General features: G+C 67.2%; 18 protein-coding genes. 14 read left to right on the forward strand and 4 right to left on the reverse strand.

The window, feature by feature from the left end; genetic code table 11:
- Positions 1-11: 11 nt before the first annotated feature.
- The 11 genes from nuoH to EV671_RS05590 all read left to right on the forward strand — a co-directional run bounded on the left by nuoH (position 12) and on the right by EV671_RS05590 (position 13,217).
- Positions 12-1,109, forward strand: a complete 1,098-nt coding sequence (nuoH, locus tag EV671_RS05540; protein WP_132570294.1) for an NADH-quinone oxidoreductase subunit NuoH — start codon at positions 12-14, stop codon at positions 1,107-1,109.
- A gap of 10 nt (positions 1,110-1,119) precedes the next feature.
- The gene (gene nuoI, locus EV671_RS05545) at positions 1,120-1,608 is read left to right on the forward strand and encodes an NADH-quinone oxidoreductase subunit NuoI (protein ID WP_119046407.1); all 489 of its coding nucleotides are present in this window, start codon (positions 1,120-1,122) and stop codon (positions 1,606-1,608) included.
- A gap of 54 nt (positions 1,609-1,662) precedes the next feature.
- On the forward strand, positions 1,663-2,298 hold the full coding sequence (locus EV671_RS05550) for an NADH-quinone oxidoreductase subunit J (protein ID WP_132570295.1): 636 nt from the start codon (positions 1,663-1,665) through the stop codon (positions 2,296-2,298).
- On the forward strand, positions 2,295-2,615 hold the full coding sequence (gene nuoK / locus EV671_RS05555; RefSeq protein WP_088481271.1) for an NADH-quinone oxidoreductase subunit NuoK: 321 nt from the start codon (positions 2,295-2,297) through the stop codon (positions 2,613-2,615). The genes EV671_RS05550 and nuoK overlap by 4 nt, the downstream gene beginning before the upstream one ends.
- A 7-nt stretch (positions 2,616-2,622) precedes the next feature.
- The gene (nuoL, locus tag EV671_RS05560) at positions 2,623-4,680 is read left to right on the forward strand and encodes an NADH-quinone oxidoreductase subunit L (RefSeq protein ID WP_132570296.1); all 2,058 of its coding nucleotides are present in this window, start codon (positions 2,623-2,625) and stop codon (positions 4,678-4,680) included.
- Between the two features lie 24 nt (positions 4,681-4,704).
- Complete coding sequence (locus EV671_RS05565; protein WP_132570343.1) at positions 4,705-6,177, forward strand: NADH-quinone oxidoreductase subunit M; 1,473 nt, start codon at positions 4,705-4,707, stop codon at positions 6,175-6,177.
- A gap of 21 nt (positions 6,178-6,198) precedes the next feature.
- The gene (nuoN, locus tag EV671_RS05570; protein WP_132570297.1) at positions 6,199-7,680 is read left to right on the forward strand and encodes an NADH-quinone oxidoreductase subunit NuoN; all 1,482 of its coding nucleotides are present in this window, start codon (positions 6,199-6,201) and stop codon (positions 7,678-7,680) included.
- A 14-nt stretch (positions 7,681-7,694) separates the two neighbouring features.
- On the forward strand, positions 7,695-7,997 hold the full coding sequence (locus EV671_RS05575; protein ID WP_132570298.1) for a DUF2818 family protein: 303 nt from the start codon (positions 7,695-7,697) through the stop codon (positions 7,995-7,997).
- Positions 7,984-8,565 (forward strand): NUDIX domain-containing protein, encoded by a 582-nt coding sequence (locus tag EV671_RS05580; RefSeq protein ID WP_243655591.1) that lies wholly within the window; start codon positions 7,984-7,986, stop codon positions 8,563-8,565. Before EV671_RS05575 ends, EV671_RS05580 begins: the two co-directional genes overlap by 14 nt.
- Before the next feature lie 289 nt (positions 8,566-8,854).
- Positions 8,855-10,009 (forward strand): efflux RND transporter periplasmic adaptor subunit, encoded by a 1,155-nt coding sequence (locus tag EV671_RS05585; protein ID WP_132570300.1) that lies wholly within the window; start codon positions 8,855-8,857, stop codon positions 10,007-10,009.
- Position 10,010: 1 nt separating this feature from the next.
- Positions 10,011-13,217 (forward strand): efflux RND transporter permease subunit, encoded by a 3,207-nt coding sequence (locus EV671_RS05590; protein ID WP_132570301.1) that lies wholly within the window; start codon positions 10,011-10,013, stop codon positions 13,215-13,217.
- 13 nt (positions 13,218-13,230) lie between these two features.
- On the opposite strand, the gene EV671_RS05595 is transcribed toward EV671_RS05590, so the two are convergent.
- The gene (locus EV671_RS05595) at positions 13,231-14,634 is read right to left on the reverse strand and encodes an FAD-binding oxidoreductase (protein ID WP_132570302.1); all 1,404 of its coding nucleotides are present in this window, start codon (positions 14,632-14,634) and stop codon (positions 13,231-13,233) included.
- Positions 14,631-15,011 carry a DUF2069 domain-containing protein gene (locus tag EV671_RS05600; RefSeq protein ID WP_132570303.1) on the reverse strand — a complete coding sequence of 127 codons (381 nt, stop codon included), beginning with the start codon at positions 15,009-15,011 and terminating at the stop codon, positions 14,631-14,633. The genes EV671_RS05595 and EV671_RS05600 overlap by 4 nt, the downstream gene beginning before the upstream one ends.
- A gap of 21 nt (positions 15,012-15,032) precedes the next feature.
- Here EV671_RS05600 and EV671_RS05605 point away from each other — a divergent pair, with 21 nt between their 5' ends.
- On the forward strand, positions 15,033-16,313 hold the full coding sequence (locus tag EV671_RS05605) for a YihY family inner membrane protein (protein ID WP_132570304.1): 1,281 nt from the start codon (positions 15,033-15,035) through the stop codon (positions 16,311-16,313).
- Here EV671_RS05605 and EV671_RS05610 read toward each other — a convergent pair.
- Together EV671_RS05610 and EV671_RS05615 are read right to left on the reverse strand one after the other, a co-directional pair.
- Positions 16,285-17,241, reverse strand: a complete 957-nt coding sequence (locus EV671_RS05610; protein WP_132570305.1) for a Bug family tripartite tricarboxylate transporter substrate binding protein — start codon at positions 17,239-17,241, stop codon at positions 16,285-16,287. The genes EV671_RS05605 and EV671_RS05610 overlap by 29 nt on opposite strands.
- Before the next feature lie 29 nt (positions 17,242-17,270).
- Complete coding sequence (locus tag EV671_RS05615; RefSeq protein WP_132570306.1) at positions 17,271-17,846, reverse strand: helix-turn-helix domain-containing protein; 576 nt, start codon at positions 17,844-17,846, stop codon at positions 17,271-17,273.
- Between the two features lie 93 nt (positions 17,847-17,939).
- On the opposite strand from EV671_RS05615, the gene kbl reads away from it, so the two are divergent.
- Both kbl and EV671_RS05625 read left to right on the forward strand, forming a co-directional pair.
- A complete protein-coding gene (gene kbl, locus EV671_RS05620) occupies positions 17,940-19,136 on the forward strand; it encodes a glycine C-acetyltransferase (protein WP_132570307.1) in 1,197 nt (398 codons plus the stop codon).
- Entirely contained in the window at positions 19,133-20,086 is a 954-nt protein-coding gene (locus EV671_RS05625) for an NAD-dependent epimerase/dehydratase family protein (RefSeq protein ID WP_132570308.1), read from the forward strand. Before kbl ends, EV671_RS05625 begins: the two co-directional genes overlap by 4 nt.
- Positions 20,087-20,109: the final 23 nt, after the last annotated feature.

Here is a 20,109-nt window from a genome sequence, read left to right on the forward strand (position 1 = left end):
AGCTAAACGGAATGATCGACACCCTCTACCAGAACGGCGCCTCGCTGCTGGGGGCCCTGTGGCCCCTGGTCTGGAGCCTGCTGAAGATCGTCGCGGTACTGCTGCCGCTGCTCGGCTGCGTCGCCTACCTGACGCTGTGGGAGCGCAAGGCCATCGGCTGGTCGCAGATCCGCCCGGGCCCGAACCGCGTCGGCCCGTACGGCCTGCTGACCCCCATCGCCGATGCGGTCAAGCTGATCTTCAAGGAGATCATCAAGCCGACCGCCGCGAACAAGGGCCTGTTTTTCCTCGGCCCCGTCATGACCATCATGCCAGCGCTGGCCGCCTGGGCCGTCGTGCCCTTCGGCCCGGATGCCGCGGTGGCCAACGTCAACGCCGGCCTGCTGTTCCTGATGGCGATCACCTCGCTCGAGGTCTACGGCGTCATCATTGCCGGCTGGGCGTCCAACTCGAAATACGCCTTCCTGGGCGCGCTGCGCGCGTCGGCGCAGATGGTCTCGTACGAGATCGCGATGGGCTTCGCGCTGGTCGTCGTGCTGATGGTGACCGGCAGCCTGAACATGACCGAGGTCGTGCAGGTGCAGGAGCGCGGCACCTTCGCGTCCATGGGCGTGAACTTCCTGTCCTGGAACTGGCTGCCGCTGTTCCCGATCTTCATCGTCTACTTCATCTCGGGCCTGGCGGAAACCAACCGCCACCCCTTCGACGTCGTCGAAGGCGAATCCGAGATCGTCGCCGGCCACATGATCGAGTACTCGGGCATGTCGTTCGCGATGTTCTTCCTGGCCGAGTACGCCAACATGATCCTGGTGTCGGCGCTGGCCGTCGTCATGTTCCTGGGCGGCTGGAGCGCACCGATCTCCTGGCATCTGCTGGGCATGGACACGCCGCAGTGGGCCCTGAGCTCGATGGCCTTCTGGAACTGGTTCTGGTTGTTCGCCAAGACCTTCGTCGTCGTCACGATGTTCCTGTGGGTGCGTGCCACGTTCCCCCGCTTCCGCTACGACCAGATCATGCGTCTGGGCTGGAAGATCTTCATTCCCATCACGCTGATCTGGCTGGTCGTTGTCGGTGCCTGGATGCAGACGCCGTTCAACATCTGGAAGTGAGGCGGCGCTCATGACTGCAATCACGAATTTCGCCAAGACCTTTTTCCTCTGGGAACTGCTCAAGGGGATGAAGCTCACCGGGAGGCATTTCCTCTCGCGCAACATCACCATCCAGTTCCCCGAGGAAAAGACGCCGCTGAGCCCGCGCTTCCGCGGCCTGCATGCGCTGCGCCGCTACGAGAACGGTGAAGAACGCTGCATCGCCTGCAAGCTCTGCGAGGCCGTCTGCCCCGCGATGGCCATCACCATCGAGAGCGACGTGCGCGCCGACGGCAGCCGCCGCACGACGCGCTACGACATCGACCTGACCAAGTGCATCTTCTGCGGCTTCTGCGAAGAGAGCTGCCCGGTGGACTCCATCGTCGAGACGAGCATCTTCGAATACCACGGCGAGAAGCGCGGCGACCTCTACTTCACCAAGGACATGCTGCTGGCGGTCGGTGACAAGTACGAGCCGCAAATTGCTGCGCAAAAGGAGGCCGACGCCAAGTACCGCTGATCGCTGCCGCGCCGCCAGGCGCCCAGCGGTCCGGCTCAGCTGGCCTGGATACCCATGGACATCACGACCATCCTCTTCTACGTCTTCTCCGGCATCCTGCTGGTGTCGTCGTTCCGTGTCATCACGGCGCGCAGCACCGTGCATGCCGCGCTGTTCCTGATCCTGTCGTTCTTCACGGCATCCTGTATCTGGATGCTGCTGAAGGCCGAGTTCCTGGCCATCGCGCTGGTGCTCGTCTATATAGGCGCCGTCATGGTGCTGTTCCTGTTCGTCGTGATGATGCTCGACCTGAACACGGACAGCATGCGCGAGGGCTTCTGGAAGCACCTGCCCGTGGCGGCCGTCATCGGCGCGCTGATCGCCTTCGAGATGGGCATCGTGCTGATGGGCGGATTCCAGCTGTCCGACGCCCCGATGGCCACCGCCGCCCAAGTCCAGCTCGGCAACACCAAGCTGCTGGGCATCGAGATCTACACCAGCTACCTCTACCCGCTGCAGATCGCCGCCGTGCTGCTGCTGGTCGCCATCGTCGCCGCTATCGCGCTGACGCTGCGCCGCCGCAAGGATTCGCGTGCCATGGACGCCTCCGAGCAGGTCAAGGTCACCAAGGCCCAACGCCTGAAGATCGTGAAGATGGCGCCCACCGTCGCCGCACCCGCACAAGCACCCCAAGAAGGAGGCCAGGCATGATCGGCGCCGCTGGATTGACCCTGGGCCACTTCCTGACGCTGGGTGCGATGCTGTTCGCGCTGTCGGTGATCGGCATCTTCCTGAACCGCAAGAACCTGATCGTGCTGCTGATGGCCATCGAGCTGATGCTGCTGGCGGTCAACCTGAACTTCGTCGCCTTCTCGCACTATCTGGGCGACATGGGCGGCCAGGTCTTCGTGTTCTTCATCCTGACCGTCGCGGCGGCCGAGTCGGCCATCGGCCTGGCCATCCTGGTCGTGCTGTTCCGCAACCGAGCCAGCATCAACGTCGAGGAACTCGACGCGCTGAAGGGTTGAGAAAAAGATGTCTGCACAACTCTCCCAGAACCTGCTGCTGACGGTGCCGCTGGCGCCGCTCGCGGGCGCCATCGTGGCCGGTTTCTTCGGCAAGACGGTGGGCCGCCGCGGCTCGCACATGGTCACCATCCTCGGCGTGCTCGTCGCCTTCATCATCTCCGCGATGACGCTGTACAGCGTCGCCGTAGACGGCGCCCGCTTCAGCGGCACCGTCTACGAATGGATGACTCTCGGCACGCTGAAGATGGAGGTCGGTTTCCTCATCGACGGCCTGACAGCCATGATGATGTGCGTCGTCACCTTCGTGTCTCTGATGGTGCACATCTACACCATCGGCTACATGGAAGAGGACGACGGCTACCAGCGCTTCTTCTCCTACATCTCGCTGTTCACGTTCAGCATGCTGATGCTGGTCATGAGCAACAACATGCTCCAGCTGTTCTTCGGCTGGGAGGCGGTGGGCCTGGTGTCCTATCTGCTGATCGGCTTCTGGTACAAGAAGCCGACGGCCATCTTCGCCAACATGAAGGCCTTCCTGGTGAACCGGGTCGGCGACTTCGGCTTCATCCTGGGCATCGGCCTGCTGGTGGCCTTCGGCGGCTCGCTGAACTACGCCGAGACCTTCGCCAAGGCGGACGAGTTGTCCAAGATGGTCTTCCCCCTGCCTTTGTGGGGCGGTGACTGGTCGCTGATGACCGTCGCCTGCATCTGCCTGTTCATCGGTGCGATGGGCAAGTCGGCCCAGTTCCCGCTGCACGTCTGGCTGCCGGACTCCATGGAAGGCCCGACCCCCATCTCCGCGCTGATCCACGCCGCGACGATGGTGACGGCCGGCATCTTCATGGTGGCGCGCATGTCGCCGCTGTTCGAGCTGAGCGACACCGCGCTGAACTTCGTCATGGTGATCGGCGCGATCACGGCGCTGTTCATGGGCTTCCTGGGCATCATCCAGAACGACATCAAGCGCGTCGTCGCCTATTCCACGCTGTCCCAGCTCGGCTACATGACCGTGGCCCTGGGCGCCTCGGCCTACTCGGTCGCCGTCTTCCACCTGATGACGCATGCCTTCTTCAAGGCACTGCTCTTCCTCGGCGCGGGCTCGGTCATCATCGGCATGCACCACGACCAGGACATCCGCAACATGGGCGGCCTGCGCAAGTACATGCCCATCACCTGGATCACGTCGCTGCTGGGCTCGCTGGCCCTGATCGGCACGCCGTTCTTCTCGGGCTTCTACTCCAAGGACTCGATCATCGAGGCCGTGCACGCCAGCCATCTGCCGGGTGCAGAGTTCGCCTATGCGGCCGTCATCATCGGCGTGTTCGTGACGGCCTTCTACTCGTTCCGGATGTACTTCCTGGTCTTCCACGGCAAGGAGCGCTTCCATCACAAGCCCTTCCCGCAGGAAGACGCGGCCGAGCACGACGCGCACCACGCCCACGACGAGGACCACACGCCGCACGAGTCGCCCTGGGTTGTCACGGCGCCGCTGGTGCTGCTGGCCATCCCGTCGGTCGTCATCGGCTTCATGACCATCCAGCCGATGCTGTTCGGCGACTTCTTCAAGGACGCCATCGTCGTCAACGAGCACATCCATCCGGCGATGGAGGAACTCACCCAAGAGTTCCACAGTGCTGCCGAGATGGCCCTGCACGGCCTGACGTCGCTGCCGTTCTGGCTGGCCCTGTCCGGCGTCGTCACGGCCTATGTGTTCTACATGGTTGCGCCGGGCATTCCGGCCACGCTGGCCAAGGTGCTGCGTCCCATCGTCGTCATCCTCGAGAACAAGTACTTCATGGACTGGTTCAACGAGAACGTGCTGGCCCGCCTGGCACGTGCCATCGGCATCGGCCTGTGGAAGGGCGGCGACGCCGGCCTGATCGACGGCCTGATCATCAACGGCTCGGCCCGCGCGGTCGGCGGCATCGCGGGCCTCGTGCGCCGCATGCAGACGGGTTATCTCTACTGGTACGCCCTCGTCATGATCCTCGGCGTCATGGGTCTGATGACCTGGAAGCTCTGGCCCTTTATCGAGCCCCAGTTCAAGTCCCTGCTCGGGGCCTGATCGAGAAGGCGGAGAACAAGAATGATGCTGAGTCTTGCGATTTTTCTGCCCATCGTCTGCGGTGCGCTGCTGCTGGCGCTCGGGCGCGACGAACAGGCCAATGCGGTGCGCTGGATGGCGCTCGTCGCGGCGCTGGCGAGTTTCCTCGTCACGCTGCCGGTGGTCACCGGCTTCGACACGACGACCGCCGCGATGCAGTTCGTCGAGAACCTGTCCTGGATCGAACGCTTCAACATCCGCTATCACCTCGGTGTGGATGGCATCTCGATGTGGTTCGTGCCGCTGACGGCCTTCATCACCGTCATCGTCGTCATCTCGGCCTGGGAGGTCATCGAGACGCGCGTGAACCAATACATGGGCGCGTTCCTGATCCTGTCCGGCCTGATGGTGGGCGTGTTCTGCGCGCTGGACGGCATGCTGTTCTACGTGTTCTTCGAGGCCACGCTGATCCCGATGTACATCATCATCGGCGTCTGGGGCGGCCCGAACCGCGTCTACGCGGCCTTCAAGTTCTTCCTTTACACGCTGGCCGGCTCGCTGCTGATGCTGGTCGCGCTGCTCTATCTGTACTACCAGTCGGCCGGCAGCTTCGACATCCAGACCTGGCACAAGCTGCCGCTGACGGGCAGCGCCCAGACCTGGCTGTTCTTCGCCTTCCTGGCCGCCTTCTCGGTCAAGGTGCCGATGTGGCCGGTGCACACCTGGCTGCCGGACGCCCACGTCGAGGCGCCCACGGGCGGCTCCGTCGTGCTGGCCGCCATCATGCTGAAGCTGGGCTGCTATGGCTTCCTGCGCTTCTCGCTGCCGATCGCGCCGGACGCCGCCCACCAGTGGTCCTGGCTCATCATCGCGATGTCGCTGATCGCCGTCGTCTACATCGGCCTCGTGGCCCTGGTGCAGAAGGACATGAAGAAGCTGGTGGCGTACTCGTCCATCGCGCACATGGGCTTCGTCACGCTGGGCTTCTTCATTTTCAACGAGCTCGGCGTCTCCGGCGGCCTCGTGCAGATGATCTCGCACGGCTTCGTGTCGGGCGCGATGTTCCTCTCCATCGGCGTGCTCTACGACCGCGTGCATTCGCGAGAGATCGCGTCCTACGGCGGTGTCGTCAACACCATGCCCAAGTTCGCCGCCTTCGCCGTGTTCTTCGGCATGGCCAATTGCGGCCTGCCCGCCACGGCCGGCTTCGTCGGCGAGTGGATGGTCATCCTCGGCACCGTCAAGGCCAACTTCTGGCTTGGCGGCATCGCGGCGACCGCCCTGGTGTTCGGTGCGGCCTACACGCTGTGGATGGTCAAGCGCGTCTACTTCGGCGACATCGCCAACGACGACGTCCGCGCGCTGAGCGACATCAACCGGCGCGAGTTCGTCATGCTCGCCCTCCTGGCCATTGCCACGCTCTACATGGGCGTCTATCCCAAGCCCTTCACCGATGTGATGCACGCCTCGGTCACCGAACTGCTGCAGCACGTCGCGCTCAGCAAGATCCCGGGTTGACGACGAGCCAAAGGCAAAACAATGAACGACATGAACTGGCTCGCGATCTATCCCGAAATCCTGCTGCTGGCGATGGGCTGCGTCGTCGCCCTGGTGGACCTGTGGGTCACCGACGAGCAGCGCCGCCCGACCTACTGGCTGACCCAGCTGACGCTGGTCGTCGTCGCCGGCCTGCACTTCAGCTATTTCGATGCCGGCCTGACCACCTATGCCATGCAGGGCATGGTCGTCGCCGACCCGATGGGCCATCTGCTCGCAGGCTTCGCCTGCGTCGCCACGCTGGTCACGCTGGTCTATGCGCGCCCCTACGCCGGCGTGCGCGAGATGCTCAAGGGTGAGCTCTTCATCCTCAGCCTGTTCTCGCTGCTGGGCATCAATGTGATGCTGTCGGCCAACAACTTCCTGGTCATCTACCTCGGCCTGGAGTTGATGAGCCTGTCGCTCTACGCTCTCGTCGCGCTGCGCCGCGACAACGCGATCGCGACCGAGGCCGCGATGAAGTACTTCGTGCTCGGCGCTCTGGCCAGCGGCTTCCTGCTCTACGGCCTGTCGATGATGTACGGCGCCACCGGCTCGCTCTCCATCCCGCAGGTCTTCGACGTGATCTCGCAGGGCGTGCCCAACAAGTCGGTGCTGGTCTTCGGCGTCGTCTTCGTCGTGGCCGGCCTGGCCTTCAAGCTGGGCGCCGCCCCCTTCCACATGTGGGTGCCCGACGTCTACCAGGGCGCCCCCACGGCCGTCACGCTGCTGATCGGTGCCGCACCCAAGCTGGCCGCGTTCGCGATCACGGTGCGCCTGCTCGTCGAGGGCATGATCGGCCTGGCGGTGGATTGGCAGCAGATGCTGGTCGTGCTGTCCGTGCTGTCCCTGCTGATCGGCAACCTCGCCGCCATCGCGCAGAGCAACCTCAAGCGCATGCTGGCCTACTCCACCATCGCCAACATGGGCTTCATGCTGCTGGGCATGACGGCCGGCGTCGTCAACAACAACACGCTGTCGGCCGCCAACGCCTACAGCTCGGCGATGTTTTACACCGTCACCTACGTGCTGACGACGCTGGGTACCTTCGGCATGGTCATCCTGCTGTCGCGACAGGGCCATGAGGCCGAGGAGATCAAGGACCTGGCCGGCCTGGCCAGGCGCAGCCCCTGGTTCGCGCTGGTCATGACGATGTTCATGTTCTCGCTCGCCGGCGTGCCGCCGACGGTCGGCTTCCACGCCAAACTGGCCGTGCTGCAGGCCCTGGTGGCGACGGGCGTGGGCTTCTACCTCTGGCTCGCCGTGTTCGCCGTCGTCGTGTCCCTGGTGGGTGCCTTCTACTACCTGCGCGTCGTCAAGGTCATGTTCTTCGACGAGCCGACCGACGCCGCCGCCATCGCCGCGCCGACGGACGTACGCCTCGTCATGACGCTGAACGGCGCCGCGGTGCTGGTGCTCGGCCTGCTGCCGGGTGGCCTGCTCGACCTGTGCAAGGTCGCGATCCGTCAGGCGCTGACGACCTGACGGGCGCTGCAGCGATGGACCAGTCCCTGGCCGTCTGGCTGGTGCTGGCCGCGGCCGTCGTCGCGGCCAACCTGCCTTACTTCAGCGAGCGCGTGCTGCTGGTCGGCCCGCGCCGCGCGCCCAAGGCTGCCTGGTGGCGCTTGCTGGAGCTGGCGCTGATGGCCGTGCTCGTCTTCGGCCTCGGCTCGATGCTGGAGGCCCGCCTCGGCCAGCGCCACGAGCAGGACTGGCAGTTCTATGCCGCCGCGGCCTGCCTCTTCATCACGCTGGGCTTTCCCGGCTTCGTCTGGCGGTATCTGCGTCGTGGCCGGGGCTGACGATCATCTCGTCGAGCTGCCGCTCGACAGCACCCAGGTCTACCGCGGCCACTTCCTCGACGTGCGCCGCGACCGCGTCGCGCTGCCCGATGGCGGCACGGCCCACCGCGAATACATCCGCCATCCCGGGGCCGTGATGGTCGTGCCGCTGCTGGACGACGAGCGCCTGCTGATGGAGCGCCAGTACCGCTACCCGATGGGCCGCGTGATGCTGGAGTTCCCGGCCGGCAAGCTCGACGCCGGCGAGACCCCGCTGCTCTGCGGCAGGCGTGAGCTGCTCGAGGAAACCGGCTACAGCGCCGCCGAATGGGCCTACGCCGGCCTGCTGCACAACGCCATCGCCTACTCGGACGAGGGCATTCACATTTACTTCGCGCGCGGCCTCACGCGGGGCGTGCAGAAACTCGACGAGGGCGAGTTTCTCGAACTCGTCACACACACGGCCGCCGAGCTGGACGCGTTCGCCGCCCGCGGCGAGCTCACCGACGCGAAGACGCTGATCGGCCTGCTGTGGCTGCAGCGCTGGCGCCAGGGCGCCTGGCCGCTGGAGTGGCAGGCGCCGGCCTGAACACAAGGCCTGTCGGCCAACTCTGCGGCCCGTCGGCCGGAACGGCATTCCGGCGCCGCAATCTGCAGCTCGTCACAGGACTTCCAGCACCCTGGGGCGATGTCGTTATGCTTCGCCCGTTTTTGTTTCAGGCCGTTTGCGGATCCAACCCGGCTGCCCGTTTCAGAAAGCGGCGACAACGCTGCCAGTGCGGGGCCGATGCCCTGATCCAGGCCGGCCCCACCGGCCGTCGCCGCCCGTTGTGTTCCATCACCCTTTCATCGACTTTCCGGCGCCAGCCGTCCTCAGGATGACTCACCGTCCCCAACTGCAGACTCCGACCGCGCCCCGTCTCCTGTCCCTGCTCGCACTGGCGGCGCTGCTGGCACTGTCCGGCTGCCAAAAGCCGGGTGCCGAAGCCGCCGAGGCCAAGGCGCAACCCCCGCTGCGACTCGCCATGGAAGACCGGCTGGTGCTGGGCCAGAGCGAGCACAGCAGCGGCCCGCTGATCACCGGCGCGGTGCAGCCCGAGCGCCGTGCCGACCTGCGCTCCGAGCTCTCGGCCATCGTGCTGCAGGTGCTCAAGGAGAACGGCGAGCTGGTGCACAAGGGTGACCTGCTGGTGCGCCTGGACGCGACGTCCATCCGCGACAGCCTGACCTCGGCCGAGGAGGCCGCGCGCGCCGCCCACGAGGCCTTCGAGCAGTCCGACCGCCAGTGGCAGCGCCAGAAGGCACTGCAGGCCCAGGGCATGATCTCCCAGCAGGCCCTCGAGGATGCCCAGAACCGCCGCGCCGCGGCGATGAGCGAGAAGGTCGCGGCCGAGGCCAGGCTCGTGGCCGCCCGCCAGCAGATGGCCCGCACCGAGGTGCGCGCGCCCTTCGACGGCGTCGTCAGCGAGCGCCAGGTCTCGCCCGGTGACACGGCCCAGGTCGGCAAAGCCCTGCTCAAGGTGCTCGACCCGGCCAGCATGCGCTTCGAGGGCTATGTCTCGGCCGACCGCCGCGCGGAGCTGAAGGTGGGGCAGGCGGTGGACCTGCGCATCAACGGCGCCGCCAACCCGCATGCCGAGGGGCGCATCCGCCGCATCGACGTGGCGGCCGACCCGGTGACGCGCCAGGTCGCGCTGCTGGTCGATTTCGTCGACCCCAGGCAGGCGGCCGTTGCCGGCCTGTATGGCGAGGGCCATGTGCGCACGACCAGCGTGGCGGCTCTGATGCTGGGCGAGGCCGACCTGCAGCGCGACGGCGACCGCGTGTTCGCCTGGGTCGTCAAGGACGCCAAGCTCCGCCGCCAGCCCATCGTGCTCGGCGAGCGCGACGAGCGCAGCGGCGAATTCGTCATCAAGAGCGGCCTGGCCAGCGGCGACATGATCATCCGCAACCCCAGCCGTACCCTGGTCGAGGGCACGGCGGTGCAGCAGGCCGCCGCCCAGGCGGCGTCGGCGGCGAGCGCAGGAGGCTGAGGTGCTGATTTCCGACTTCGCCATCAAGAAGCCGATCGCCACGATCGTCTGCATCATCGGCATCATGGCCCTGGGGCTGCTGGCCCTGACCAAGCTCAAGGTCAACCAGAACCCCGACGTCGAGATCCCCATCCTCGTCGTCAGCATCCCGTATCCGGGCGCCTCGCCCGACACCAGCGAGCGCGAGATCGTCAACCGCGTCGAGCGGCCGCTATTGGCCGTGCCGGGCGTGACCGAGGTGCGCTCGACGGCCGGCGAGGGCCAGGCCACCTTCGTGCTGCAGTTCGACTTCAAGAAGAACCTCATTGAGGCCGCCGACGACGTACGCAACGCCATCGCCTCGGTGCGCTACAACCTGCCTCAGGAGATGCGCGAGCCCATCCTGCAGCGCGTCGACCCCTCGGCCCAGCCGGTCATGCAGGTCTCGCTCGAGTCCAAGACGCTCAGCCATGCCGAGATGTCGCGCATCGCCGAGGACCAGCTGGCCGACAAGTTCCGCGCCATCCCCGGCGTCGGCAAGGTCGACGTCTTCGGCTCGCTGAACCGCGAGCTGTCGGTGCTGCTGCACGGCCAGAAGCTGCGCGAGTTCAATGTCTCGGTCAGCGACGTCGTCAACGCGCTGCGCAACCAGAACATGTCGGCCCCGGTCGGCAAGGTGCGCGGCGAGTACGAGGACCAGAGCATCCGCCTGATCGGCCGCATCGAGTCGCCGGCCGACTTCGACCGGATCGTCGTCAAACGCACGGGGGGTGAACTGGTGCGCCTGGCCCAGGTCGCCAGCATCGAGGACGGTTTCGCAGAGCGCACGACGCTGAGCGTGCGCAACGGCAAGAACAACGTCGGCCTGTCCATCACCCGCTCGCGCGAGGCCTCCACGGTCACGGTCGCCAAGGAGGTGCGCAAGATCGTCGAGGAGAGCAACAAGACGCTGCCCGACGGCACCAAGCTCGAGATCACGCAGGACGGCGGCAAGGACGCACAGGACAGCCTCGACAACGTCATCCATGCGCTGGTGTTCGGTGCCGGCCTGACCATCTTCGTCGTCTACGCCTTCCTGAACTCCTGGCGCTCGACGCTGATCACGGCCACCTCGCTGCCGACCTCGGTCATCGCCGCCTTCATCGCGGTCTGGCTGTTCGGCTTCTCGCTGAACTTCATGAGCCTACTGGGCCTGTCCCTGGCCATTGGCGTGCTGATCGACGACGCCATCGTCGTGCGCGAGAACATCGTGCGGCATATGGAGCGCGGCGCCGACCGGCGCACGGCGGCTTTCCGCGGCACGGCCGAGATCGGCCTGGCGGTGGCCGCGACCACCTTTTCCATCGTCGCCGTCTTCGTGCCCGTGGCCTTCATCTCCGGCGTGGCCGGCGAATGGTTCCGCCCCTTCGCGCTGACCGTCGTCGCCTCGGTGCTGGTGAGCCTGCTGATCTCGTTCACGCTCGACCCGATGCTGTCGGCCTTCTGGGGCGACCCGCCGGGCCATCACGAAGCGCCCAAGACCGGCTTCTCGAAGCTGCTGCAGAGGTTCAACCACTGGTTCGACCACCAGGCCGACCGCTACGGCCTCGTCATTGCCTGGGCGCTGCACCACCGCCGCTGGATGGCGAGCATCGCCTTCCTGAGCTTTGCAGCGGCCATCGCGCTGCAGGCCACCATCGGCGGCACCAGCTTCCTGCCCAGTTCCGACTTCGGCACCATCGCCGTGGACATCCGCACGCCGCCCAGCGCCAGCCTCGAGTATTCGCGGCGCAAGCTGGCCGCTGCGGCCGACGTGGCCAGGCTTCTGCCCGAGACCAAGGCTACCGACAGCTTCGTGCAGACCACCGGCGGCAAGCTCTACATCGACCTCGGCAAGAGCACGCAGCGCAAGCGCAATGCCCAGGAGATCGCCGCTGATCTGCGCGAGCGCCTCAAGGTGCTGACCGGCGCCGAATACGTCGTGCTGGACGACCTGAACAACGGCGGCCAGAAGCCGGTGCAGATCCGCTTCTACGGCACGGACACGCGCCGGCTGATGGCGATGACCGAGGACTTCATGGCCAAGCTGCGCAAGGTGCCGGGCGCCGTGGACGTGGGCCTGTCGCAACAGGACTCGCAGGACGAACTGCGCATCGAGCTGCACCGCGGCCTGGCCAATGCGATGGGCATCTCGGTGGGCGACGCGGCCAATGCGCTGCGCGTGGCCTTCGCCGGCATCCAGGTCGGCGACTGGATCGACCCCACCGGCCAGACCCGCGACGTGTCGGTGCGCCTGCACCCGTCCGACCGGGTGGACGCCGGCAATATCGAGCGCCTGCCGATCGCCGTATCCGGGACGGGCACCATGGTGCCGCTGGAGCAGATCGCCACCGTGACGACGGGCAAGGGCCCGGCCACCATCCAGCATGTCGACGGCAAGCGCGTCGTCACCGTGTCGGCCAATGCGCAGGGGCGCTCGTCGGGCGAAGTCTCGGCCGACGCGCAGAAGCTCGCCGAGAGCATGAACTTCCCGCCGGGCTATGGCATCAAGCTGGCCGGTGCGTCCAAGGATCAGCAGGAAGTGTTCGGCGCGATGGGCATGGCCCTGGTGTCGGGCATCGGCCTGATGTACCTCATCCTCGTCATCCAGTTTAACTCCTTCACCGCGCCGCTGGGGGTCATGCTGTCGCAGCCGCTGTCGCTGATCGGCGTCGTCGTCGCGCTGCTGCTGACCCACGGCACGCTGAACCTGATGAGCTTCATCGGCATCATCATGCTGGCCGGCCTGGTGGCCAAGAACGCCATCCTGCTGCTGGACGCCGCGCGCCAGGAGGAGGCCAACGGCGTGCCGCGCGAGGAGGCGCTGATGCATGCGGGCCGCAAGCGCTTCCGCCCCATCCTGATGACGACCTTCGCGCTGATCGCCGGCATGCTGCCCGTGGCCATCGGCATCGGCGAGGGCGGCGAGTTCTACCGCCCGATGGCCGTCGCCATCATCGGCGGCACGATCACGTCAACCTTCCTGACGCTGCTGATGGTGCCCAGTTTCTACGACAGCATCGAGATCATGCGCGATCACCTGGGGCAGAAGTTCCAGCGCCGCGCCGCCCGCTGGGGTGCGGCCGTGTCGGGCGTGCTTTGCTTCCTGGAAGTCATCGCCTTCCTGACGCTGAGCCGCTTCGTGTTTCGCGTGCTGCGTGCGCTGGTGCGCTGGATCGGCCGCCGCGGCGGCCAGGTGCAGGCCGCGTAGCGAGCGCTGAGGTTCAGAGCAGCCGGCCCGGATTGAGCAGGCCCTGGGGATCCAGGGCCTTTTTTATGGCCCGCATCAGGCCCAGCGCGACCGGGTCCTTGCGGCGGCCGAGTTCCTCGCGCTTGAGACGGCCGATGCCATGCTCGGCCGAGATCGAGCCGCCGCGCCGCTGCACGGCGTCGTAGACCTTGGCGTTGATCGCCGCCTCGTGCGCCGCCAGGAACTCCGCCGGCGCGACACCGGCCGGCGCCTGCACGTTGTAGTGCAGGTTGCCGTCGCCGAGGTGGCCGAAGTTGATGACCGCGATGCCGGGCAGGTAGGCGGCCAGCGCGGCGTCCATCTCGGCCACGAAGGAGGAAACAGCCGACACCGGCAGCGAGATGTCGTGCTTGATGTTCAGCCCCGCCTGGGCCTGTGCCAGCGGGATGGACTCGCGCAGATGCCAGAAGGCCAGGGCCTGCTGCAGGCTCTGTGCGATGGCCGCGTCCTGCACGCAGCCGCCCTCGATGGCGGCCCCCAGCAGGCCCTCGAAGGCGGCGCGAGCATGCTCGACGCTCTCGGCATCGGACAACTCCAACAACACGGTCCAGGCCGCCGCGCCCAGCGGTTGCTGCAGCTGCGGCAGCTCGCGCGCCAGCAGCGCCAGCGAGGCCTGGCTCATGACCTCGAAGCCGGTCAGCGCATCGCCGGCGCGTGCGCGGGCGAGGCCCAGCAGTGCCACCGCATCATCGAGCGACGCGCAGGCCGCCAGCGCGGTCAGGCGGTCCCTGGGCTGCGGATACAGCTTCATCGTCGCCGCGGTGATGATGCCGAGCGTACCCTCGCTGCCGATGAAGAGGTCGCGCAGGTCGTAGCCGGTGTTGTCCTTGCGCAGGCCCGACAGGCCCTGCCAGACCTCGCCGGCCGCCGTGACGACCTCCAGCCCCAGGCACAGCTCGCGCGCATTGCCATAACGCAGCACCTGCGTGCCGCCGGCGTTCGTCGCCAGGTTGCCGCCCAGCGTGCACGAGCCCTCCGCCGCGAGGCTGAGCGGGAAGAGCAGGCCGGCGCCGGCCGCGGCGGCCTGCACGTCGGCCAGCACGCAGCCGGCCTCGGCGGTGAGACTGGCGTTGGCGGCGTCGATGCTGCGCACGCGCTTCATGCGCGCCAGGCTCAGCACCAACTGGCCGCCGCTGTCGTCCGGCGTTGAGCCACCGACCAGGCCGGTGTTGCCGCCCTGGGGCACGACCGGCACGCGGTGCTCTTGGCAGAGCCTGAGCACGGCCGCAACCTCCGCTGTCGAGGCCGGCCGCGCAACGGCCAGCGCACGGCCGGGGTAGCGCTTGCGCCAGTCGCTTTCATAGGCGGACAGGTCGCCGCCGATCAGCAGCCCGGCTTCGCCGAGCCGCTGACGCAGCGCGTCCAGGAAGGGCGTCATGCCGCCTTCGCCGCCGCCAGCCGCTGGCGGATCTGCACCGTGCAGGCCACGAAGACGATGCCGCCGAGCAGCACCTCGGCCAGGGCCAGCCACTGGCCGCGCCCGCCCTCGCTGGTCGAGCGCACCAGGCCTTCAAGCACATAGAGCCAGATGAACAGGGCCAGCGTGCGGTAGGTATACATGCGATAGCGCCACAGCCCCGCCAGCGGCAGCAGCAGCGGCAGGGCCTTCACGGCCAGCGTGCCGCGACCCGTGGGCGCCAGCCACAGCTCCCAGGCCAGGCACAGCAGCAGCAGAGCGACGGTGGCGGCCAGCGCGACATTGCGCGACAGGCGTTCGGTGGCCGTCGGTTCGGTTCTTTCAGAGGCAGGGGACATAGCTGCGGCATCATAGAAGCCATGCCCACGACTCCACCGCCGGCGGCCAACCCCGACGCGCCGCTCGCCCGCAACCCCATTGCCTTCGCGGGCAACTTCATCACCGAACTGCTGGCCTGGCCCTGGCTGCAGACCCTGCACACCTTCCGCCAGCGTTTCCGCGAGGAGAAGCTCGGCCTCACGGCTGGCAGCCTGACCTTCACGACGCTGATCTCGTTGGTGCCGCTGCTGACGGTGATGCTGGCCATCTTCACGGCCTTCCCGATCTTCTCCAGCTTCCAGTCGTCGCTGGAGCAGTATTTCCTGAAGAGCCTGATCCCGCCCAACATCGCCAAGCCGGTGCTGGGCGCACTGACACAGTTCGCGGCCAAGGCCAGCAAGCTCGGCGCCGTCGGCCTGGTGGCCCTCGGCGTCACGGCATTGACGCTGATGCTCACCATCGACCGCACGCTCAATGCCATCTGGCGCGTGCAGCGCCCGCGGCCCATGGCCCAGCGCGTGCTCGTCTACTGGGCCGCCATGACGCTGGGCCCCTTGCTGCTCGGCGGCAGCCTGACGCTGACGAGCTATGCCATCAGTGCGAGCCAGGGCTTTCTGACCGCGATGCCGGCCAGCATCTCCGCGGCCCTCGGCAGCGCCGACGTGCTGCTGTTCGGCCTCGCGATGGCCGGGCTCTTCCACTATGTGCCCAACACCCATGTGCGCTGGCGCCACGCGCTGCTGGGCGGGGCCTTCGTGTCCATCGGCTTCTCGCTCGCGAAGTCGCTGCTGGCCTGGTATGTGAAGCAGGTGCCGACCTATTCGACGCTGTACGGCGCCTTCGCGACCGTGCCGGTCTTCCTGATCTGGGTCTATCTCGGCTGGGTCATCGTGCTGCTGGGCGCCATCCTGGCGGCCAACACGCCGGCCCTGACGGGCCGCCTGCATCTGCGCCCCGACACGCCGGGCCAGCCCATGGCGCTGGCGCTGGAGGTGCTGCGCGAGCTGTGGCGGGTGCGGGAGGCGGGGCAGCGAGGGCTGTCGCATCTGGCATTGGCGGGCGCCCTGCGCGTCGACCCGCTGCAGCTGGCGCCCATCATCGACAAGCTGGTGGGCATGGACTGGGTCGGCCTGCTGGAGGAAGAGGGCGCCCAGCGCCTGGTGCTGCTGTGCGCACCGGAGAAGGCCTCTGTTCAGCCCCTGCTTGGCGCCTTCCTGGCCCAGCGCCAGGGCCTGCTGGCCAATCTGTGGACCCAGGGCGACTGGGAGAGGCTGACGCTGGACCGCCTGCTCGTCACTGAGGCTGGAAGCCCCCGGCCTTGATGATGCGGGCCCAGGCCGCCGAATAGGCGTGCTCGCGGGCCGCGAGCTGGGCCGAATTCATCATGCCGACCGACAGGCCCAGCTCCGTGAGCCGCGCCTTCATGCCCGGCTGAGCGATGACGCCGGTCAGCGCGTTCGAGAAGCGCTCCAGCGCCGCGCGCGGCGTGCCGGCCGGCGCGAACACGCCGTAATAGGGCAGGTCCTCGAAGCCGGCGAGGCCCAGCTCCGCGAAGGTCGGCACCTCGGGCAGCACGCCCTGACGCTGCTGGCCCATGACGGCGACGATGCGCAGCTTCTTCTGCTGGTGGTTGACGATGAGGTCGGGAACCGAGCCGATGCCGGCGGCGATCTGGTTGCCCAGCATGTCGGCGATCATCGGCGCGCTGCCGCGGTAGGGCACGCTGAGCAGGTTCAGGCCGTTCTTCTCGCCCAGCAGCTTGACGAGGAACTCCGGCACCGAGGCCGGCGCCGGCACGCCGACGCTGCCCTGGCCGCCCTGCTTCTTCACCCACGCGACGTAGTCAGCCAGGCTGGTGGCCGGCGTGCCACCCGACAGGGCCAGAGCGTTCGCGAAGGTCGCGAAGCCAGCCACCGGCACGAAGTCCCGGGCGGGCTCGAAACCCGGGTTCTTCAGCACCAGGGGCAGGATGGAGATGGTGTGGTCGTGGCTGACGAAGAAGGTCGTGCCGTCGGGCGCCGCCGTCTTCAGGGCCTGGGCCGCGATCTGGCCGCCGGCACCGGGCTTGTTCTCGACGATGACCGTCGTGCCCAGCGACGCCTGCAGGGCCTCGGCCAGCAGGCGGGCGATCGCATCGGTGCCGCCGCCGGGCGGGAAGCCGACGAGCAGCTTGATGGGCCTGTCCTGCGCCTGCGCCGCGAAGGGCAGGGCGGCCAGCGTGGCCAGGGTCGCGCGACGGGTGATGTGCATGCATGCCTCCTTTGAGCGGAGGCTGCAGTCTACGGATGAAGCACCACCAGCAACGCCGTCGCCGCGGACTTGCCCGTGTTGCGGATGGCGTGCGGTCCGTCCGCCGCATAGCGCGCCGTCTCGCCGGCCTTGAGCTTGCTCGTCACGCCCTGGGCGCTGACCTCCAGGCTGCCGGTCAGCACGCTGAGGTGCTCGCGTGAGCCGGGCTCGTGGGCCTGGCTGTCCAGCACACCGCCGAGCTGCACGCTGAGTTCGTACCACTCGAACTGGCCGGCCAGCTCGATGGGGCCGAGGATGCGCAGCTTGCACAGCCCGTCCGGGCTGGTCAGCCCCGGAGTCGCGTGGGCGGGCACCGTCTCGATGGCCGGCATCGCGCTGCGCTCGCCACCCAGCAACTCGCCCATGTCCACGCCCAGAGCATTGGCCAGCCGCCAGACCACGGCGACCGTGGGGTTGGCCTGGTTGCGCTCGATCTGCGACAACATCGACTTGCTGACCCCCGCGCGCTTGGACAGGTCGTCCAGCGACAGGCCGCGGCTGGTGCGCAACGCCTGCAGGGCGGCGCCGACGCGGGGAGGTTCGAGATCGACGGCAGGCTTGTTCATGCTTGACCTGGATAGACGTTTTTCGGATACTGCACGAAAGTTCGATATATCGAACAAGTTCAATTTACTGAATTGTGCATCAGGAGCGACGCCATGAGCCAAGCCTTCTACCAACATCTGCAGTCCGAACTCGACGGCATCCGCGCCGCCGGCCTGTTCAAGGCCGAACGCATCATCACCAGCCCGCAGGGCGCCGTCGTGACGACGGCCGATGGCCGCGAGGTCATCAACCTCTGTGCCAACAACTACCTGGGCCTGTCGTCCCACCCCAAGGTCATCGAGGCCGCGCACGAGGCGCTGCGCACGCATGGCTTCGGCCTGTCGTCGGTGCGCTTCATCTGTGGCACCCAGGACCTGCACAAGACGCTGGAGCAACGCATCGCGCGCTTCGTCGGCTGTGAGGACGCCATCCTCTACGCCGCAGCCTTCGACGCCAATGGCGGCCTGTTCGAGCCGCTGCTGGGTGAGCAGGACGCCATCATCAGCGACGCGCTGAACCACGCCTCCATCATCGACGGCATCCGCCTGTGCAAGGCCCAGCGCTGGCGCTACGAGCACAACGACCTGGCCGACCTCGAGCGTTGCCTGAAGGAGGCCAAGGAGAAGGGCGCGCGCTTCACGCTGGTCTTCACCGACGGCGTGTTCTCGATGGACGGCACCATCGCCCAGCTCGACAAGATCCGCGCGCTCTGCGACCGCTACGACGCGCTGCTGGGCATCGACGAATGCCATGCCTCGGGCTTCATGGGCAAGACCGGCCGCGGCACGGCCGAGTACCGCGGCGTGTTCGGCAAGATCGACATCATCACCGGCACCTTCGGCAAGGCGCTTGGGGGTGCTTCCGGCGGCTTCACGGCGGCGCGCAAGGAAGTCGTCGAGCTGCTGCGTCAGCGCTCGCGGCCCTATCTGTTCAGCAACACGCTGGCCCCGGCCATTGCCGGCGCATCGCTGGCTGTGCTGGACCTGCTGGAAGCCTCGACCGCGTTGCGCGACAAGCTCGAGGCCAACACGGTCTATTTCCGCGAGGCCATCCAGGCCGCCGGCTTCGAGATCAAGCCCGGCACCCACCCCATCGTGCCCATCATGGTCTACGACGCGGTGAAAGCGCAGGAACTGAGCAAGCGCATCCTGGAACTGGGCATCTACGCCGTCGGCTTCTTCTTCCCCGTCGTGCCCAAGGGCCAGGCGCGCATCCGCGTGCAGATCTCGGCCGTGCACGAGCGCGAACACCTGGAGAAGGCCGTCGCCGCCTTCACGCAAGCCGGCAAGGAACTGGGCATCCTGAAATGAGCACTCCCCGCATCCTCATCATCGGCGCCAACGGCCAGATCGGCACCGAACTGGCCAGCGAACTCGCGAAGCTGCACGGCGACGACGCCGTCATCACCAGCGACCTCAGCCCCCAGGGCCGCGTGCCCACGCTCAAGCACGAGATGCTGGACGTGACCGACGCCGGCGCGCTGACGACCATCGTCAAGCGCCACAAGATCACGCAGATCTACCACCTCGCCGCAGCCCTGTCGGCCAATGGCGAGAAGCATCCGATGTGGGCCTGGGACCTGAACATGAAGGGCCTGCTCAATGTGCTGGAGCTGGCCCGCCACGAGAAGCTGGACAAGATCTTCTGGCCCAGCTCCATCGCCGCCTTCGGCCCGAACACACCGGCCGTGGACACGCCGCAGACGACCGTGATGGACCCGACGACGGTCTACGGCATCAGCAAGCTGGCCGGCGAGCGCTGGTGCGCCTGGTACCACGCCAAGCACGGCGTGGACGTGCGCAGCCTGCGCTATCCCGGCCTGATCAGCTGGAAGACGCCGCCCGGCGGCGGCACGACGGACTACGCCGTCGAGATCTTCCATTCGGCACTGAAGGACGGCCGCTACACCTGCTTCCTCGAAGCCGGTCAGGCCCTGCCGATGATGTACATGCCCGATGCGCTGCGCGCGACCATCGAGCTGATGAACGCGCCGGCCGACGCTGTTCTGCAGCGCGGCAGCTACAACCTCGCCGGCGTCAGCTTCACGCCGGAAGGCATCGCGGCCAGCATCCGCCGCCGCCTGCCCGGCTTCACGATGGACTGTGTGCCCGACTTCCGCCAGGCCATCGCCGCCAGCTGGCCGCAGCGCATCGACGACGGCGCCGCCCAGGCCGACTGGGGCTGGCAGCTGCGCTACGACCTCGACGCGATGGTCGACGACATGCTGTCGAATCTGGCACGCGAACTGAAGCTGGGCTGACGCAAGGGGCTGCTAGGCTGGCG

The organism is Roseateles saccharophilus (assembly GCF_004342485.1).
Taxonomy (GTDB): Bacteria; Pseudomonadota; Gammaproteobacteria; order Burkholderiales; family Burkholderiaceae_C; genus Pelomonas; species Pelomonas saccharophila.

Coding starts and splice junctions, on each gene's coding strand:
- EV671_RS05595 (WP_132570302.1), bottom strand. CDS start 14,634: ATGACGCCCTTCCTGGACGCGCTGCGTCAGCGGCTCGGCGAAGCCGGG.
- nuoI (WP_119046407.1), top strand. CDS start 1,120: ATGACTGCAATCACGAATTTCGCCAAGACCTTTTTCCTCTGGGAACTG.
- EV671_RS05625 (WP_132570308.1), top strand. CDS start 19,133: ATGAGCACTCCCCGCATCCTCATCATCGGCGCCAACGGCCAGATCGGC.
- EV671_RS05565 (WP_132570343.1), top strand. CDS start 4,705: ATGCTGAGTCTTGCGATTTTTCTGCCCATCGTCTGCGGTGCGCTGCTG.
- nuoL (WP_132570296.1), top strand. CDS start 2,623: ATGTCTGCACAACTCTCCCAGAACCTGCTGCTGACGGTGCCGCTGGCG.
- EV671_RS05600 (WP_132570303.1), bottom strand. CDS start 15,011: ATGTCCCCTGCCTCTGAAAGAACCGAACCGACGGCCACCGAACGCCTG.
- kbl (WP_132570307.1), top strand. CDS start 17,940: ATGAGCCAAGCCTTCTACCAACATCTGCAGTCCGAACTCGACGGCATC.
- nuoK (WP_088481271.1), top strand. CDS start 2,295: ATGATCGGCGCCGCTGGATTGACCCTGGGCCACTTCCTGACGCTGGGT.
- EV671_RS05550 (WP_132570295.1), top strand. CDS start 1,663: ATGGACATCACGACCATCCTCTTCTACGTCTTCTCCGGCATCCTGCTG.
- nuoN (WP_132570297.1), top strand. CDS start 6,199: ATGAACGACATGAACTGGCTCGCGATCTATCCCGAAATCCTGCTGCTG.
- EV671_RS05615 (WP_132570306.1), bottom strand. CDS start 17,846: ATGAACAAGCCTGCCGTCGATCTCGAACCTCCCCGCGTCGGCGCCGCC.
- EV671_RS05610 (WP_132570305.1), bottom strand. CDS start 17,241: ATGCACATCACCCGTCGCGCGACCCTGGCCACGCTGGCCGCCCTGCCC.
- nuoH (WP_132570294.1), top strand. CDS start 12: ATGATCGACACCCTCTACCAGAACGGCGCCTCGCTGCTGGGGGCCCTG.
- EV671_RS05585 (WP_132570300.1), top strand. CDS start 8,855: ATGACTCACCGTCCCCAACTGCAGACTCCGACCGCGCCCCGTCTCCTG.
- EV671_RS05605 (WP_132570304.1), top strand. CDS start 15,033: ATGCCCACGACTCCACCGCCGGCGGCCAACCCCGACGCGCCGCTCGCC.
- EV671_RS05575 (WP_132570298.1), top strand. CDS start 7,695: ATGGACCAGTCCCTGGCCGTCTGGCTGGTGCTGGCCGCGGCCGTCGTC.